Here is a 16,390-nt window from a genome sequence, read left to right as displayed (position 1 = left end):
GTAGGGGGTTAGCATTGCTCAACCCCTAAAGTCAGTGGTTAATTGTAATTTACCAATGACATTAACTAAACAAGAACTTGTTGCCATTCTAGGCGATCAAGAGTGCGGGATCTTTCTAACGCCCGTTCAAAACTATCAAGTTTGGCATCAATAGTCAAAGGTTCACCAATATAACCTTGTACCGCTTCTTGGGTTTTCAAACCGTTGCCAGTGATGTACACAACTGTAGTTTCATCTGGATCAATTTTACCAGCTTCTACTAATTTTTTCAGCACGGCGATGGTTGTACCACCTGCGGTTTCGGTGAATATACCTTCAGTTTCTGCTAACAGTTTGATACCTTCGATAATTTCTGCATCATTTACTGATTCAATATTACCGCCTGTTTTTTGGGCGATTTCTACAGCATAAACCCCATCTGCTGGGTTGCCAATGGCAATGGATTTAGCAATTGTATTCGGTTTTACTGGTTGAATAAAGTCTCTTCCTTCTTTGAAGGCTGTAGCAATTGGAGAACAGCCTTCTGCTTGTGCGCCACTAAAGCGAACTTTTTTACCTTCGACTAAACCAACTTCGGTAAATTCTTGGAAACCTTTATAAATCTTGGTGAACAATGAACCAGAAGCTAAAGGTGCAACTATATGATCTGGTAGTTCCCAACCGAGTTGTTCTGCAACTTCAAAACCTAATGTTTTAGAACCTTCGGAATAATAAGGACGAAGATTAATATTGACAAATCCCCAACCGTGTGTATTGGCAACTTCTGAACAAAGGCGGTTTACTTGATCGTAGTTGCCTTTGACTGCCATTAAGGTGGGACTGTAAATTAAACTACCTAATACCTTACCAGCTTCTAAGTCAGAAGGAATGAATACACAGCAATCTAAACCAGCATAGGCAGCGATCGCAGCGGTAGAATTTGCCAAGTTGCCGGTACTAGCACAGGAAACAGTTGTAAAACCTAATTCTCTAGCTCTGCTCAGTGCCACAGACACCACCCGATCCTTAAAGCTCAGGGTGGGCATATTTACGGCATCATTTTTAATATAAAGTTTATTTAGACCCAGGCGACGGGCAAGACGATGAGAACGCAATAAGGGAGTCATCCCTGTTCCCACATCTATATAGTTGTCGGTAGCAACGGGTAAAAATTGACGATAACGCCAAATTGAATTAGGACCAGCTTCAATAGTTTCTCGACTGACAGACTGACGCAAAACATCATAGTCATATTTAACTTCCAATGGACCGAAGCACAACTCACAAACATGAGTAGCTTGGAGTTCGTATTCTGCACCACATTCTTTACACTTGAGTGCTTTCAATATGGAAGTGTTGGCTTTGTTTAAGTTTGCGATGGCCTGAGTCATAAACTAGCTTCCCCGTATATCCGTCAACTGTGAAAAAAATACTAACACGAGGCAAAATACTCGTCAAACATACCCGACAAAAATAGTCGGATATTAGGTTACAGGGAACAGGGAACAGGTGATAGTAAGTAGGGAGTAGGAATGGATCAATCTAAAATCCAAAATCCAAAATCCAAAATCTAAAATTATCCTCCGCTAACGGGGGGAATAAGTACGACTTCATCACCGTGTTTAAGAGGGGTGTCGGGTTCAACAAAGATCAAATTAATGCCATAGCGGGTAACATCACGCCATTGGTTCAGTTCTGGGTGTTCTGATATGAGGCGATCGCATACAGCTTTGACTGGTGTACCATGAGGAAATTCCAGCATTAGTTCCGAAAGTCCATAAGCTTCTTGATAAGCAGCGAACAATTTAACGGTTACAGAAATTACAGATTCAGAAATTACAGATTCAGACATACAATAATTGTTCTCAAATTTTTTTCACGCCCTGGTTAATTGAATTATTACAAGAAATAGAATGCAAGCCGAATTTAACTTTTTTCAGCACTGGTATCCTCTTACACCAATTGAAGACCTTGATCCACAACGTCCCACCCCGGTAAAATTGTTAGGAATACGTTTAGTAATTTGGAAACCTAGATCATCTGCAAATTACCGGGTATTTTTAGATCAATGTCCTCACCGTTTAGCACCTTTAAGCGAAGGTCGTATTGATGACAAAACAGGTAATTTAATGTGTAGTTATCATGGTTGGCAATTTGATGATCAAGGTATTTGTACTCACATTCCCCAAGCGGAAAATACCGAAATTGTCACCAAAAATCAAGAAAATTTCTGTGTCCTTTCTTTACCAGTACGTCAGGAAAATGACTTACTTTGGGTGTGGCCAGATGCGAAAACCCCCGAACTAGCAGCAAAGACACCTTTACCTTTATCACCACAAATAGACGCTAGTAAAGGATTTGTTTGGACTTCTATAGTCCGTGATTTAGAGTATGATTGGCAGACATTAGTAGAAAATGTAGCTGATCCTAGTCATGTTCCTTTTGCTCATCATGGAGTACAAGGTAATCGAGACAAATCACAACCCATAACTATGAATATAATTAAATCAACAATTGATTTAATTGAAGTTTCCATTCCTAGAGGTTTACCAACAACAATCACTTTTGAACCACCTTGTCGTTTAGAATATGCGATTAGTCTGGGTCAGACAGAAAAGAAATTAGGACTGATAGTTTATTGTGTACCTGTATCTCCAGGAAAATCGAGAATTGTTGGTCAATTTAGTCGTAATTTTGCGAAAACATTTCATTATTTAACACCCCGTTGGTGGGATCATATCACTAATAGAAATGTGGTGTTAGATGGTGATATGATTTTGTTAAATCAGCAAGAATATTTGTTGCAGCAAAAACAAGAAAGGGAAAGTTGGAAAACAGCTTATAAATTACCTACCAGTGCAGATAGATTAGTAATTGAGTTTAGGACTTGGTTTGATAAATATTGTCATGGTCAGTTACCTTGGAGTGAGGTGGGAATTAAGGATACAGAAACTAAAATCAATGATGATAGACTGGTGATGTTGGATCGTTATCAACAACATACTCAACATTGTAGCAGTTGTAGAACCACAGTTAAAAATTTAGAACGTTTGCAAATAGGACTTTTAGCTTATTTTGTCATAGTTGTATCTGGGGTGGCAATTCTTCCTGATGCTTTCCGTCTAAAAGTGGGTTTACCCTTAATAATTACTGCACTTTTAGGAATGGGAATTTATACTTGGTTGAAACTTTGGCTGATTCCTAAATTCTACTTTGTTGATTATATTCATGCCCATAAATAATTCAAAACTCCTGACTCCTGACTCCTTACCATTGAACTAAAGCGATAAATCGCTTACTACGAACTAAAATTTATTGTTTTAGATTTAATTCTTGGAAAGGTTCTGAGGATTCATCTAATTTTAAATTACCAGTTAAATTACCAGCAGATTGACCATTAATTTCTAGTTGATAATTTCCTTGGGGTAAATTTTCTAAACAATCAACTTCTAAAACTTAATCCCTAACCGTTCAAAATCGCGCTGAACTTCGTTAAACAGAGCTTTATTGTGGGGATCTGTCTTGATAGCTTTTTTTAGATAAATTCTGGCTTTTGGCAGTTGTTTTTGGGCAATTAAAGCCCGTCCCCAAATTTGATAAGATATAGCTTGCCATTGTTTGACTTCTATATCCCCAGGTAATCTAGCAGCTAAAGCTTCAACCAGAGCGATCGCTTGGGGAAAACGTTTTTCCTGTAAAAACCGCTGCAACTGTTCATAAGTCTTCCACTTTAACCGTTCCTCTATATCTTCTGATGTTGGTGGATGAGGCATTACTGTTGTTGATACTGACGGTGGGGATGCTACCTGGGTAGAACTATCCTCAAACACTGATGAAGTGGATGAAGTGGATGAAGTGGATGAAGTGGATGAAGGGGATGAAGAGGATGAACTATGTGATTTTACAGCTATTTCCTCAGGTGGTACTACCGTTTGCAGGAGTTTGTAAGCCTCCGTCAAGGCAATAAATTTTTCTTTACACTTTTCATCATCTGGGTTGAGATCGGGGTGATATTGCTGTACCAGTCGCCGATAAGACGCTTTAATTTCAGCAAAAGAAGCTCCTGACCTTAACCCCAATAAACGGTAGCAATCTCCGATATCCATGTTGCTTTGCTCCAATTCAAAATTCAAAATCAAAAATTCAAAGTTAAGATGCTTTTGAATTTTTAACCTTGAATTTTGAATTTATTTTGCCCTGTTTAGATGCGTTCTTCAATCACACGGTCAATTAAACCATATTCCTTGGCTTCTTGAGCAGACATAAAGAAATCCCGATCCATGTCTTTCTCAATTTTAGACAAAGCTTGACCAGTGTTATTAGCATAAATCTGATTCAGTTGGCTACGAATTCGCAGAATCTCTCTAGCTTCAATTTCAATATCAGAAGCTTGTCCGCGAGTACCGCCGGAAGGTTGGTGAATCATGATCCGGGAGTGAGGTAAAGCTAGGCGTTTACCCTTAGTACCAGCAGCTAATAAGAAAGATCCCATGGAAGCTGCTAAACCCACGCAAATAGTGACAACATCAGATTTGATGTGTTGCATGGTGTCATAAATTGCCAAACCAGATGTCACCATCCCACCGGGGGAATTGATGTACAAATAAATATCTTTACCTGGATCATCGGAATCCAAATAAAGCATAACGGCAATAATTTGGTTAGCAATTTCATCATCGACATCTCTGCCCAGGAAAATGATTCTTTCCCGGTATAGACGGTCATAAATGCTAATCCAATCTGTATATTGTCCTCCGGGCATCCGGTAGGGAACTTTAGGCACACCTATAGGCATTTTTACGACTCCATTTGTAGTTTATTTAGATTGGGAGATGGGGGTAGATTAATCACCTAATCCCCAGTCACCAATCACCAGTCACCTTCTTAAAGCACACTTGCAGGAAGTGGGGGGTTGGCGAGTTCTTCTTTTTCAAACACGCGGTCTATTAAACCGTATTCCTTGGCTTGGTAAGGAGTCATGTAGAATAGACGATCCATGTCTTTGGTGATTTTTTCTGGTGCTTGTCCTGTGGTGCGTGACAGAATATCCACCATTGAAGCTTTATTTGCCAAAACTTCTCTAGCCCGAATTTGAATATCCGTTGCTTGTCCTTGAGCGTAACTCTTAGGCTGATGCAGGATAATACTAGAGTTAGGCAAACTTGCACGACAACCTTTTGTCCCAGCACTTAACAACATAGCAGCCATACCCATTGCTGAACCAATACAGATGGTGTGGATGGGGGGCTTAATGTATTTCATGGTGTCATAAATAGCGAAGGCTTCGGTTTCAAAACCGATAGGTTCGCCACTGTAACCAGATGTTCCAGTAGAGTTGATATAGATTTTAATGGGTTTTTCTGGGTCGTCGGATTGTAAAAATAGTAGTTCAGCGATGATCAATTCTGTAACCGCAGGAACTAATGGCATTCCCAGATACACTATTCTCTCCTTTAATAGCAGGGAAGGTAAGTCTGGGGGTGGTGTGCGGTAGGAATTTTCGCCGTAATAGGCAGCTTGTACAGCTTTGATGGGAAAATGTTCCATAGAATCTCAATCGCCTAAAACTATGCCGTTAACTGTATTACATCCTAGCGCGATCGCAAAATAATTAAAGGGTGTGGATTTCTAGGTAGGTGATTGGGGATTGGAAGCCATCCAATACATTTTTTATGCTTTTTCTGTTTATTTTGTTTTTGGACTTGACAAGCCGTGAATACTGTTGTACACTTATGTTATGAGTGGGAATCTGTGGGCGCAATATATATGGTGTTTTTAACAGCCTGGGTTGGGAACGCAGATGAACGAAGATTCTCAGCATCAAGATTAAAGGATGTACAGGATATCTTCTTTGCGCCTTTGCGTCTTGGCGTGAGGAAATAGATAATTTATAGATAATTTATAGATAATTTATAGATAATTTATAGATAATTTATTACCTAATTGGGAAATTAGCGAGTATATTTTTGTATATGTTCTAAAATGTAACGTATCTACCGAAACTCTCCCATGAATCAAATATGCTGTCTAAACCCAGACTGTCATAATCCAACCGTAGCAGATACGACAAAGTTTTGTCCTAGTTGTGGTATTCCTTTAGTTATCCTTAGAAACCATTACCGTCCGGTTAAACCTTTGGGGGGTGGAGGTTTTGGGAAGACTTATTTAGCAGAAGATACTGATAAATTTAATGAAAATTGTGTTATCAAACAACTTGCACCGCAAACGCAAAATACCTATGCTTTAAAAAAAGCAACAGAGTTATTTGAAGAAGAAGCTAAAAGATTACAACAACTGCAACATCCGCAAATTCCTAGACTTCAGGCATATTTTGAAGAGAACGGATATCTATATTTAATTCAAGATTTTATTGATGGAGAAAATTTATTAATTGAGTTAGCGAATGGTGAAACTTTTGATGAAAGAAAAATTCGTAAATTGTTGCTAGAGATTTTACCAGTTCTGCAAATAGTTCACAATCAAAAAATCATTCACCGCGATATTAAACCGGAAAATATTATGCGTCGTCGCAGTGATGGAAAATTATTCTTGATTGACTTTGGGGCATCTAAGCAACTTCAGGGTACAATGCGTCCAGGTACGATCATCGGAAGTTATGGTTATGCTTCTTTAGAACAGATGGAAGATAGGGAAGTTTATCCAGCGAGTGATTTATTTAGTTTGGGTGCGAGTTGTTTTCATTTAATGACAAGGGTGCATCCTTGGAATTTATGGAAAACTCAAGGTTATGGGTGGGTGGAAAAATGGCGTGTTCATTTACAGCAACCTGTGAGTGTAGAGTTAGGTAAGATTTTAGATAAGTTATTACAGACAGAATATCAAAATCGTTATCAGTCATCTGATAAACTTTTGCAGGTTTTACAGACTCCACCCCAACCACCCCAACCACCCCAACCACCCCAACCTCCAATTTCTCAAAAATTGGGAAGTTCTCAAAATCAATCTTCTCAAAATCAATCTTTGCAAAAATCGGGAAGTTCTCAAAATCAATCTTCTCAACCTTCTCAAAATCAATCTCCTCAACCTACAATTATCACCCGGAGAAATTTCTTGGTTTATCCCAGCTTATTTGTTGGTGGTGTGACTATTGCTGTTGTAGGACAAAATTTATTATTCTCAGGTCCTAAAAATCAAACTTCTGAAAATCAAACTTCCTCAAACTCCCTCTCAACCTTTAATTTTGAAGTTGTCACCACCGACTCCACAGGAAGCATCATCAACCGACGCAACTCCTCAGCGCGATATTTTACCGAAGACTTGGGAAATGGTGTGACTTTAGAAATGGTGGAAATACCAGGGGGAACATTCCTCATGGGTTCACCGCAAACTGAGAAAGATAGAGCATCAAATGAAGGTCCCCAACGTCAAGTAACTGTTCCCAGTTTCTTCATGGGTAAATATCCATTGACACAAGCACAGTATCAAGCTATCATGGGAGATAACCCTTCTGGCTTTAAAGGCGATGGTTCAACCACGCTCACCAACCAACGTCCTGTAGAAAGGGTTAGTTGGGATGATGCGGTTAATTTCTGTGAACGGTTAAGCCAAAAAACAGGAAAAAACTACACCTTACCCAGCGAAGCACAATGGGAGTATGCTTGTAGAGCCGGAACTACCACACCATTTTATTTTGGTGAAAGTATTACCACTGATCTGGTAAACTATAATGGTAATGAAACTTATGGTTCTGCACCTAAAGGCATATACCGTCAACAAACCACAGATGTAGGTTCTTTTCCCCCTAACGCTTTTGGTTTGTATGATATGCACGGCAATGTTTGGGAATGGTGTTTGGATGATCGGGTAAAAGACTATAATAACGCGCCTACAGATGATAGTGCTGTGACAAGCCAAAGCGAATTTAAAGTGGTGCGCGGTGGTTCTTGGAACTACTTCCCCAGATCTTGCCGTTCTGCGTATCGTGGCAGCTTCCTCCCAGGCTACAGTTACAACGGCAGCGGGTTTCGGTTGGTAGTTTCCGGCGCAAGGACTCTTTAGTTCTTTACTCTCTTACCCTTTTACCCTCTACACTTTTTCTTTTTTCCCTTTTTCCTCGCCGTCAGGCGATCAATTTTTTTTACGGTTTTTAATATGTCTGAATCAGGATGTCCAGGATTAAAGGATGAACAGGATAGGATTTTGGTTTGATGTTATATGATTTAAGTTTTAACATATCATATATATTTATGAGATGTCAATATTTGTCCGCATCAGGATTTAGGGATTTATAGGATAGGAACGCGGATGAACGCAGATTGTTAAAACTAAGATTCAAGGATGTACAGGATATCTTCTTTGCGCCTTTGCTCCTTTGTGCCTTTGCGGGAAATAGATTTTCGTCTGAATCAGGATGTCCAGGATTAAAAGATGAACAGGATAGGATTTTAGTTTGGTGTTTATAGACTCAGTATATGATTTTGACTTTAAAAGATCACAGATGTGGTGGAGATGTCCAGGATTAAAGGATGAACAGGATGAAATTTTCAAATCTCTCTGAAACCTCTTACCTTTGTGTACTTTGCGTTCTTTGCGGTTCGTTCCTTCCATAACTTGTGCGTAACGAACCATCATTAAATAACATCCTGTAAATCCTATAATCCTGGTTATCCTGATTCTGAGAAAAAAAGCCTTCAAAAATAACCAACCATCATTAAATCGTATCCTAGAAATTCTTAAATCATCTAAATCATGATTCAGATCATTTGCGTTTATCTGCGTTGTTATCTTGTAAATCCGGTAATCCTGGATATCCTAATTTAGACAATACGACACCCTTGGATTATTCTAAAACCTATCATAACACAACCCTCTCAGAAGTCAAGACCCTTGAAAATACGTTGAGTCATTCGCAAGTATTCTCAATAATTTAGGGGTAAAAAAAGGTGCTGAAACTTTTTTGGGATTTTTGGGGGAAAATAGAGTTAAGAATTGTTAAGGTGTTGGGTGAGAGGTAGAACCTCTATGTTCACATTTCCAGTCAGAGACTGGGAACGAGAGAAACGAGAGACGAGAGACGAGGTAAACCTTCCTGCTTCCTTTATCTGTTTTCCGTACTCTGTTAACTGGGTATTGAAGTTATTTATAAATAGATATAGATAATGTCGTTAGGAAAATGACTTTATGAAAGTTAACTTGCAACCTCATTTAAATGATGCTTGTGTAGACTCGAATCAACCTAGTAGTCAACGTCAGTTAGCGGTTTCGATTTCGGCGATTGGGGAAACTTTAGATCCTAGTGTGCCATTAAATCTATGTTTAATATTAGATCATAGTGGTTCGATGCGGGGGCGATCGCTGGATAATGTGAAAAAGGCGGCTTGTTTGTTGGTTGACCGTCTCAGTGACCAGGATAGACTGAGTATTGTGGTTTTTGACCATCGTGCCAAGGTTTTAGTGCCTAATCAGGTAATTGCAGAGCGAGATTACATCAAACAGCAAATTAATCGTCTTTCTGCGGATGGGGGTACTGCAATTGATGAAGGGTTACGTTTGGGAATAGAAGAGTTAGCCAAGGGTAAAAAAGATACTGTTTCCCAAGCTTTTTTACTGACAGATGGGGAAAATGAACATGGTGATAATAATCGCTGCTTGAAATTTGCTCAATTAGCGTCTGACTATAATTTAACCTTAAATACGTTAGGGTTTGGAGACAATTGGAATCAGGATATTTTAGAGAAAATTGCGGATGCAGCGTTAGGAAGTTTGTCACATATTGAACGCCCTGAACAAGCGGTGGATAAGTTCAATAGTCTGTTTACTCGGATGCAAACAGTGGGTTTAACAAACGCTTACCTGTTATTTTCCCTGATGCCGAATGTGAGATTAGCAGAATTAAAACCTGTAGCTCAAGTCGCTCCAGAGACAATTGAATTACCTGTACAAACAGAACCAGATGGACGGTTTACAGTGAGATTAGGGGATTTAATGAAAGATGTGGAACGGGTGATTTTGGCTAATATTTATTTGGGACAGTTGCCAGAAGGTAGACAGGCGATCGCTAATGTGCAAGTACGCTACGATGATCCCGCACTGGATCAAGCTGGTTTATTTTCCCTCAATATGCCAGTTTATGTGAATGTAGATCGCACTTACCAACCGAGTACCAATCCCCAGGTGCAGCAGTCAATCTTAGCTTTAGCCAAGTATCGCCAAACCCAGTTAGCGGAAGCAAAATTACAGCAAGGCGATCGCGCTGGGGCGGCCACCATGCTCCAAACCGCCGCCAAAACAGCTTTACAAATGGGTGACGCTAGTGCAGCGACGGTGTTGCAAACTTCAGCTACTCGTTTACAAGCAGGTGAAAATCTATCAGAGAGCGATCGCAAGAAAACCAGAATTGTCTCAAAAACTGTGTTGCAGGATGCTCCTCCTACATGAAAGTTAAATTATTATCGGCACTAAATGATACTAACGTTGACGCAACCCAAACTACTAACCAGCGTCAACTAGAAATTTCCATTTCGGCTATTGCTGATGAGCTTGATTCTAGTATACCCGTGAATTTATGCCTGATTCTCGATAAAAGCGGTTCTATGCACGGCGAAGCTATGAACACAGTGATTCAGGCAGTGGAACAATTATTAGATCAACTCAAACCCGGAGACAGGATCTCAATTGTGGCTTTTGCGGGTACTGCTGAGGTCATTATCCCTAACCAAATCGTTCAAGACCCCAAAACCATCAAAACCCAGTTACACAAAAGTCTGAAAGCTGGAGGCGGTACTATTATTGGTGAAGGTTTATCTTTGGGAATTACAGAATTGCTCAAAGGAACAAAAGGTGCTGTTTCCCAAGCTTTTCTACTCACAGATGGTCATGGTGATAACGGGTTAAAAATCTGGAAATGGCAGATAGGATCAAATGACAACAACCGTTGTTTGCAACTAGCACAAAAAGCCACCAGATTAAATATCACCATTAACACCTTTGGTTTTGGTGATGACTGGAATCAGGACTTACTAGAAAAAATCGCCGATGCTGGTGGTGGTACTCTCGCTTATATTGAGACTCCTAACCAAGCTGTGGACCAGTTTAAACGCTTGTTTAAACGCATTCAATCTGTGGGCTTAACCAATGCCCATTTATTGCTGTCTCTCGTTCCTGGTGTGCGGTTAGCAGAACTCAAACCAGTCGCCCAAGTTGCCCCAGAAACCATTGAGTTACCAGTGGAAACAGAAGCTAATGGTAGCTTTGTGATTCGTTTGGGTGATTTAATGAAAGATGTAGAAAGGGTAGTTTTGGGGAATATTTATTTGGGACAATTGCCAGAAGGTGAACAAGTCATTGGACATATTCAGATTCGCTACGATGATCCAGCACAGAAAAAAGAGAGTTTACTTTCTCCCCTGATGCCGATATATGCTAATATTACTCAGACTTACCAACCAGCATTAAATACCCAGGTGTCACAGTCAATTTTGGTATTAGCTAAATATCGCCAAACTCAGATTGCAGAGGCAAAATTAGAACAAGGCGATCGCACAGGTGCAGTCACAATGTTGCAAACAGCAGCGAAAACTGCTTTACAAATTGGTGATACCAATGCCGCAACCGTATTGCAAACTTCTGCTACTCGTCTGCAAGCCGGTCAAGAACTTTCGGAAGCAGACCGCAAGAAAACCAGGATTGCATCAAAGACGATTTTAGGGTAGTAATTAAGTAGGGGTTTAGCAATGCTATACCTCTACAAAAAACATCTATTTTTAGTATATTTATATGCAAATTTTATGATTACATTATATAATGTAGGTAATATTGATTTGGAGTTTGATAGAAAAAATTTTAACTAATGATGTATTTTGATAGTTATATTATATAATATTCTAAGGTTTGAGAAAATCATCTATTTATGGGAATCTAAATACTTTTGGCTTAGTTAACTCGTAATCCATAATTAATGTATATCACTGTTGAAAAATATGAAAAATTTAAGAATTCCACAACAATATCAATCTGGTATTAATTTAATTATCAAAATTGATGAAATTTTATTTGATAAATTACTGAATGTAATAACAGAAGTTCATCCCTTTGTCAATATAGATAGCTTAGTATTAGAAATATCTCCAAAAATAGAGGAAATTGATATTGATGCTTTGGAAGATATTATAAGAGCTATTCGTTCAATTTACTCCCTCCGTATCCAAGAGAATCTAAAAAATAGTGAAATAATTGCAGGATTGAGTAATTCTTTATCAAGAGATGATACATTTTTACCTGAAGAATTAGCACGTTTTGAACAAAGAATAAATAAAATATTGGCAGTTGATGGATCTATTAGTATTTCTTCTAAAGCTATAGGTTTGTTACAAGAGTATGATAGTATTTTCTTAAGTTCACGTATTGTTACAGACATAAGACCTGTTTTTAAAACAGAAACAAAAGAGGGTGTAGCTGGGGCTTTGGTAGTTCACACATTAAGAATTGCTTATCAGGATGCAAGTGGTGCAAAGGAGTTTTATGTGGCCTTAGATTCCAACGATGTCAAAAAATTACAAGAACAATTATCTCAATCTTTAATAGAAGCAGATATTGTTCAATCAATGCTAAATAAAGCAGGTGTTACTTATCTAGATCCTAACTCTAACTCTCAATAAAGTAGGTGGTAAAATGCTCTTAGAACAGCAAACTAAACAGTTGTTAGATACTCATGATATGATATATATAAAACAGCCGAAAGTATCTATAGATAGTTGGTTTCAAAAAGACATTTGGTTTTCAGATGTTAAAACAGATAAAATACAAAAATCTTCTTTAGAAGATACTAGATGGACTAATAAATTAAGAAAAATCAATTCCTTGTACATAGTAGAAAACAAATTTGATGTACACAGGTTTTTACAAAAGCATTCAAATCTGATAGGTGTGCTGTTGGAAGCACATCCACAAATAAGAAAATATTTCCCAACTGAGAAATTAAGATTAAAGTTGTACTTTGATCCTGAATCTCCTGAATGGGAATATCTTATCATTGCTATCTGTACGAGTCCAGAATTTGTAGATGAAGCTTTAAATAAACAAACTGAGTTTGATGAAAATTGGTGGATAGATGCTTCATTGGGAGTTGCTGTAAACCTCTCGATAGATTTGGAGTTTGAATGAAATTCGACTGGTCAAGTTATTTAGAAGTTGCAGAAATTCTTCTGAATGAAGTAAACACTTCCTGGGGTCAGGGAGATAATGTATCGCTTAACGAAGCTAAAATACGCTCTTCTATTAGTAGAGCGTATTATTCATCTTTTTGCCTAGTTAGAAACTACTTACGTGATGTTGAGGGATATAGTGAGTTAATTAATATGGAGAAAAAACAAAAGGAGAAAAAGAAAAATGTACATCAGTATATAATCCATGACATACTATTAATTAGTACAAATACTAATTTTGTCGATTTGGGAAAAGATTTACGTAATCTGCGAAAATTGAGGAATGACGCTGATTATGAAGATGAAATACCTTTCCATACGTTGCGTGCTAACGCAATAAAAGCCTTGAAGTATGCAAAAACAATCAACACATTATTAGAGAAAATTAAAAATAATAAACTCAAATAGTTAATATATATGAAAATTTCCGGTGTTCATCACATCGCTATCATTTGTTCAGATTACCAAAAATCAAAATATTTTTATGTTGACATTCTTGGTTTTCCTATCATTCATGAAACCTTCCGCAAAGAGAGAAATTCTTATAAACTAGATTTAAAAGTAGGAAATACCCAAATTGAATTATTCTCCTTTCCCAACCCTCCCCAAAGAGTGAGTAATCCAGAAGCTTGTGGTTTAAGACATCTTGCTTTTGCAGTTGAGAATATTGAAGAAAGTGTGAATTATTTAACTTTTCAAAATATCGAAGTGGAAAATATCAGAGTGGATGAAATTACAGGCAAGAAATTTACCTTTTTTAAAGATCCAGATAATTTACCATTAGAAATTTATGAACTCTAAATATATTGAATATGATCATTTATGATCATTAACGTAATACTATTTTTATATTATCATATAAAGAAGGAATATGAGTAATCACAGTGGACACATAAACCATAGTTGGGTACAACCTCAAAATCCTGCAAAGGTAGAGACAGAACCGACATTTTATTATTTTGCCTATGGTTCTTGTATGTGTCCAGTGGATTTAAAGCGATCGCTTGGTGAAAATACATACCCTTATGTCATCGGACCTGCTATATTAAAAGAATATAAACTCAGATTTTATGGTTATTCCCCCCTGCGTAAATGTGGGGTTTTAGATGTAGTCAATGATTCTACATCCTTAGTCACAGGTGTACTTTATCAGTTACCTTGGAGACTCAGCGAAAATCTCGATCAACGTGAAGGTGTTTCCCAACAATTCTATCGTCATGAAATAGTAGATATTCACCACAAAGATCAAATATATAATAATGTTCGTACTTATGTAGTAGTGAACAAATTAAAAGAAGAAGTTGCACCTAATGATTGGTATTTTAACGTTGTGCTAAGGGGTGCAATCACCTGTGGACTACCTGAAGAATATTGTTGGCATTTATTTAATAAAATGCACCAATTACAACAGCAACATAAGCATCAAAAAAAGTAATTGATAATTGATAATTGATAATTGATAATTATTTATTCTTCTGACTCCTGACTCCTGGGGCAACCACGGGGGGTTTGCCCCTACTCCTAATCTAATTCCCTTCTTCCTTCCAAAGCCCTAGCCAGTGTCACTTCATCAGCATACTCTAAATCACCACCCACAGGTAAACCAAAAGCAATGCGCGTTACCTTGGTAAACGGTTTGAGTAGCTGACCTATATATAATGTAGTGGTTTCCCCTTCCACACTGGGACTAATAGCCATAATTACTTCCTGGGGTTTTTGTTGACTGACTCTCCTTACCAAAGCTTGAACCGTCAACTGTTCTGGGCCAATACCATCCATCGGCGAAATTACCCCACCCAAAACATGATACTTCCCTTTATACTCGCGGGTTTTTTCCAAAGCTATCACATCACGGGAATCTGCAACTACACAAATAGTTTGATTATCCCGGTTCGCGTTGCGACAGATATCACATACAGGTTCAGATGAGAGGTGAAAGCAGACTTGACACAAACCTACCTGTTTTTTAGCATCAATCAATGCTTGTGCTAAAGCTTCCACTTCAGATTCTGGACGCTTCAAAATATGCAACGCTAGACGCTGGGCAGATTTTGGACCCACACCAGGAAGGCGTTGCAGTTGTTCAATTAACCGGGCTAAAGGACGTGCGTAAACCGTAGTTTTATCTCCAGTATTTTCTCAACTTTACTATAATGACATTTTTGGGGAGTTTTGGAGAAACTGTCTGAATCAGGATGTCTGGTTACTGAGCGCAGTCGAGCTATGTCGAAGTAAGTCGAAGTACAGGATTAAAGGATTAACAGGATGAAAAAAGCCATTTTAGGGACTTCCAAGAAATAGATTATCCAATAGACATCTCCGAAAATTACATAAGCGTAACTTGAAACCCATTCGTAGGGACAATTCATCAATTGTTCCTACATCTTTTTCGGAGAGGTCTAATATTGTGGGATGGGCTTCTAGAACACCGATTCATTAATCGTAAGGGCGAAGCATTCGGGTGATAACCTATCGGTGAAACCAGTTCATATTCTGTCCGAATGCTTCGCCCCTACAAGGTAAAAACAGATTACCTAGCATTACTAAATCGACGTTCTAGCCCATCCGGGTTTAAGGACAGGCAAGACCTGTACTGAGCGTGTCGAAGTATGCCTACCCACAAGAATTAATTGTATATTTTTTTATCTGAAAGTCGCTGATCAGCAATTAGAGTATAGCAAAATAGGCTATTTCCATCCCCTTGCGGGGAATTTAGTTGGGAAAGGATCTCCAAAAACTACCCAGTGAGATCAGCGGAGAGTTTTCCATCCCCTTGCGGGGAAGTGAGTTTGGAAAGTCGTGGTATGCCACCGCGAACGGCGCTGCTATCTGGGCGTTTCCATCCCCTTGCGGGGAAATGATTTTGTAAAGAGTTCTCGTGGTATGCCACCGCGAACGGCGCTGCTATCTGGGCGTTTCCATCCCCTTGCGGGGAAATGATTTTGTAAAGAGTTCACTTCTGGAAACCTTACAGAGCAAGGGTTTCAGATACCCTGATCGACACACCTCTTGAAAATGGAAAAAAAACTTCAAGAAATGGTGAAAATTGCAGCTTGAAATCCTTATGGTGGAAGCCATCGACACACCTGAACGAAGTTATGCGGTTTTCAAGGTTCGGGCGGGGTGTGTCGATAAATTTGAACACATTACATTAATATAGATGATTTCACTGAAATTGTCAAGCCGTTCGATAATGGATAATTAACAGTGAACCTGCCACTAAAAAACAAACAAAAATACCCCCCATT

15 protein-coding genes are annotated in these 16,390 nt (G+C 38.6%); 9 read left to right on the top strand and 6 right to left on the bottom strand.

Annotation, left to right across the window (positions count from 1 at the left end; translation table 11 throughout):
* Positions 1–65 precede the first annotated feature (65 nt).
* Entirely contained in the window at positions 66–1,370 is a 1,305-nt protein-coding gene (gene thrC / locus H6F47_RS13535; RefSeq protein WP_096571904.1) for a threonine synthase, read from the bottom strand.
* 185 nt (positions 1,371–1,555) lie between these two features.
* Positions 1,556–1,816 carry a MoaD/ThiS family protein gene (locus H6F47_RS13530; RefSeq protein ID WP_190649600.1) on the bottom strand — a complete coding sequence of 87 codons (261 nt, stop codon included), beginning with the start codon at positions 1,814–1,816 and terminating at the stop codon, positions 1,556–1,558.
* 76 nt (positions 1,817–1,892) lie between these two features.
* Between H6F47_RS13530 and H6F47_RS13525 the strand changes: the two genes are divergently transcribed.
* Positions 1,893–3,221 (top strand): Rieske 2Fe-2S domain-containing protein, encoded by a 1,329-nt coding sequence (locus H6F47_RS13525; RefSeq protein ID WP_137667855.1) that lies wholly within the window; start codon positions 1,893–1,895, stop codon positions 3,219–3,221.
* Positions 3,222–3,428: 207 nt separating this feature from the next.
* Here H6F47_RS13525 and H6F47_RS13520 read toward each other — a convergent pair whose 3' ends face one another.
* The 3 genes from H6F47_RS13520 to H6F47_RS13510 all read right to left on the bottom strand — a co-directional run bounded on the left by H6F47_RS13520 (position 3,429) and on the right by H6F47_RS13510 (position 5,526).
* Positions 3,429–4,085, bottom strand: coding sequence for a J domain-containing protein (locus tag H6F47_RS13520; protein ID WP_190649578.1), 657 nt, complete (start codon positions 4,083–4,085; stop codon positions 3,429–3,431).
* 95 nt (positions 4,086–4,180) lie between these two features.
* Positions 4,181–4,774 carry an ATP-dependent Clp protease proteolytic subunit gene (locus tag H6F47_RS13515; protein WP_096571907.1) on the bottom strand — a complete coding sequence of 198 codons (594 nt, stop codon included), beginning with the start codon at positions 4,772–4,774 and terminating at the stop codon, positions 4,181–4,183.
* Between the two features lie 89 nt (positions 4,775–4,863).
* Positions 4,864–5,526, bottom strand: coding sequence for an ATP-dependent Clp protease proteolytic subunit (locus tag H6F47_RS13510; RefSeq protein ID WP_096571908.1), 663 nt, complete (start codon positions 5,524–5,526; stop codon positions 4,864–4,866).
* A gap of 462 nt (positions 5,527–5,988) precedes the next feature.
* Here H6F47_RS13510 and H6F47_RS13505 point away from each other — a divergent pair, with 462 nt between their 5' ends.
* From H6F47_RS13505 to H6F47_RS13470, 8 genes are all read left to right on the top strand, one after another.
* Positions 5,989–7,998: a bifunctional serine/threonine-protein kinase/formylglycine-generating enzyme family protein gene (locus H6F47_RS13505; protein ID WP_190649576.1), complete on the top strand. Its 2,010-nt coding sequence runs from the start codon at positions 5,989–5,991 to the stop codon at positions 7,996–7,998.
* 1,122 nt (positions 7,999–9,120) lie between these two features.
* On the top strand, positions 9,121–10,377 hold the full coding sequence (locus H6F47_RS13500; RefSeq protein ID WP_190649568.1) for a VWA domain-containing protein: 1,257 nt from the start codon (positions 9,121–9,123) through the stop codon (positions 10,375–10,377).
* On the top strand, positions 10,374–11,651 hold the full coding sequence (locus H6F47_RS13495) for a VWA domain-containing protein (protein WP_190346798.1): 1,278 nt from the start codon (positions 10,374–10,376) through the stop codon (positions 11,649–11,651). Before H6F47_RS13500 ends, H6F47_RS13495 begins: the two co-directional genes overlap by 4 nt.
* 267 nt (positions 11,652–11,918) lie before the next feature.
* Positions 11,919–12,596 carry a hypothetical protein gene (locus H6F47_RS13490; protein ID WP_190649566.1) on the top strand — a complete coding sequence of 226 codons (678 nt, stop codon included), beginning with the start codon at positions 11,919–11,921 and terminating at the stop codon, positions 12,594–12,596.
* Between the two features lie 13 nt (positions 12,597–12,609).
* Entirely contained in the window at positions 12,610–13,101 is a 492-nt protein-coding gene (locus H6F47_RS13485; protein ID WP_190649563.1) for a hypothetical protein, read from the top strand.
* Entirely contained in the window at positions 13,098–13,550 is a 453-nt protein-coding gene (locus H6F47_RS13480) for a DNA-binding protein (protein ID WP_190649561.1), read from the top strand. The genes H6F47_RS13485 and H6F47_RS13480 overlap by 4 nt, the downstream gene beginning before the upstream one ends.
* Positions 13,551–13,559: 9 nt before the next feature.
* On the top strand, positions 13,560–13,943 hold the full coding sequence (locus tag H6F47_RS13475) for a VOC family protein (RefSeq protein ID WP_190649559.1): 384 nt from the start codon (positions 13,560–13,562) through the stop codon (positions 13,941–13,943).
* A 70-nt stretch (positions 13,944–14,013) separates the two neighbouring features.
* The gene (locus tag H6F47_RS13470; protein ID WP_187041963.1) at positions 14,014–14,577 is read left to right on the top strand and encodes a gamma-glutamylcyclotransferase; all 564 of its coding nucleotides are present in this window, start codon (positions 14,014–14,016) and stop codon (positions 14,575–14,577) included.
* A gap of 86 nt (positions 14,578–14,663) precedes the next feature.
* On the opposite strand, the gene recR is transcribed toward H6F47_RS13470, so the two are convergent.
* Complete coding sequence (gene recR, locus H6F47_RS13465) at positions 14,664–15,221, bottom strand: recombination mediator RecR (protein ID WP_199291166.1); 558 nt, start codon at positions 15,219–15,221, stop codon at positions 14,664–14,666.
* Positions 15,222–16,390: the final 1,169 nt, after the last annotated feature.

Origin of the sequence: Sphaerospermopsis sp. FACHB-1094, from assembly GCF_014696195.1 — a bacterium.
In the GTDB taxonomy this organism is placed as follows: domain Bacteria; phylum Cyanobacteriota; class Cyanobacteriia; order Cyanobacteriales; family Nostocaceae; genus Sphaerospermopsis; species Sphaerospermopsis kisseleviana.
The sequence above is the reverse complement of the archived record's forward strand: the minus strand, read 5'-3'. Positions and strand labels throughout refer to the sequence as shown.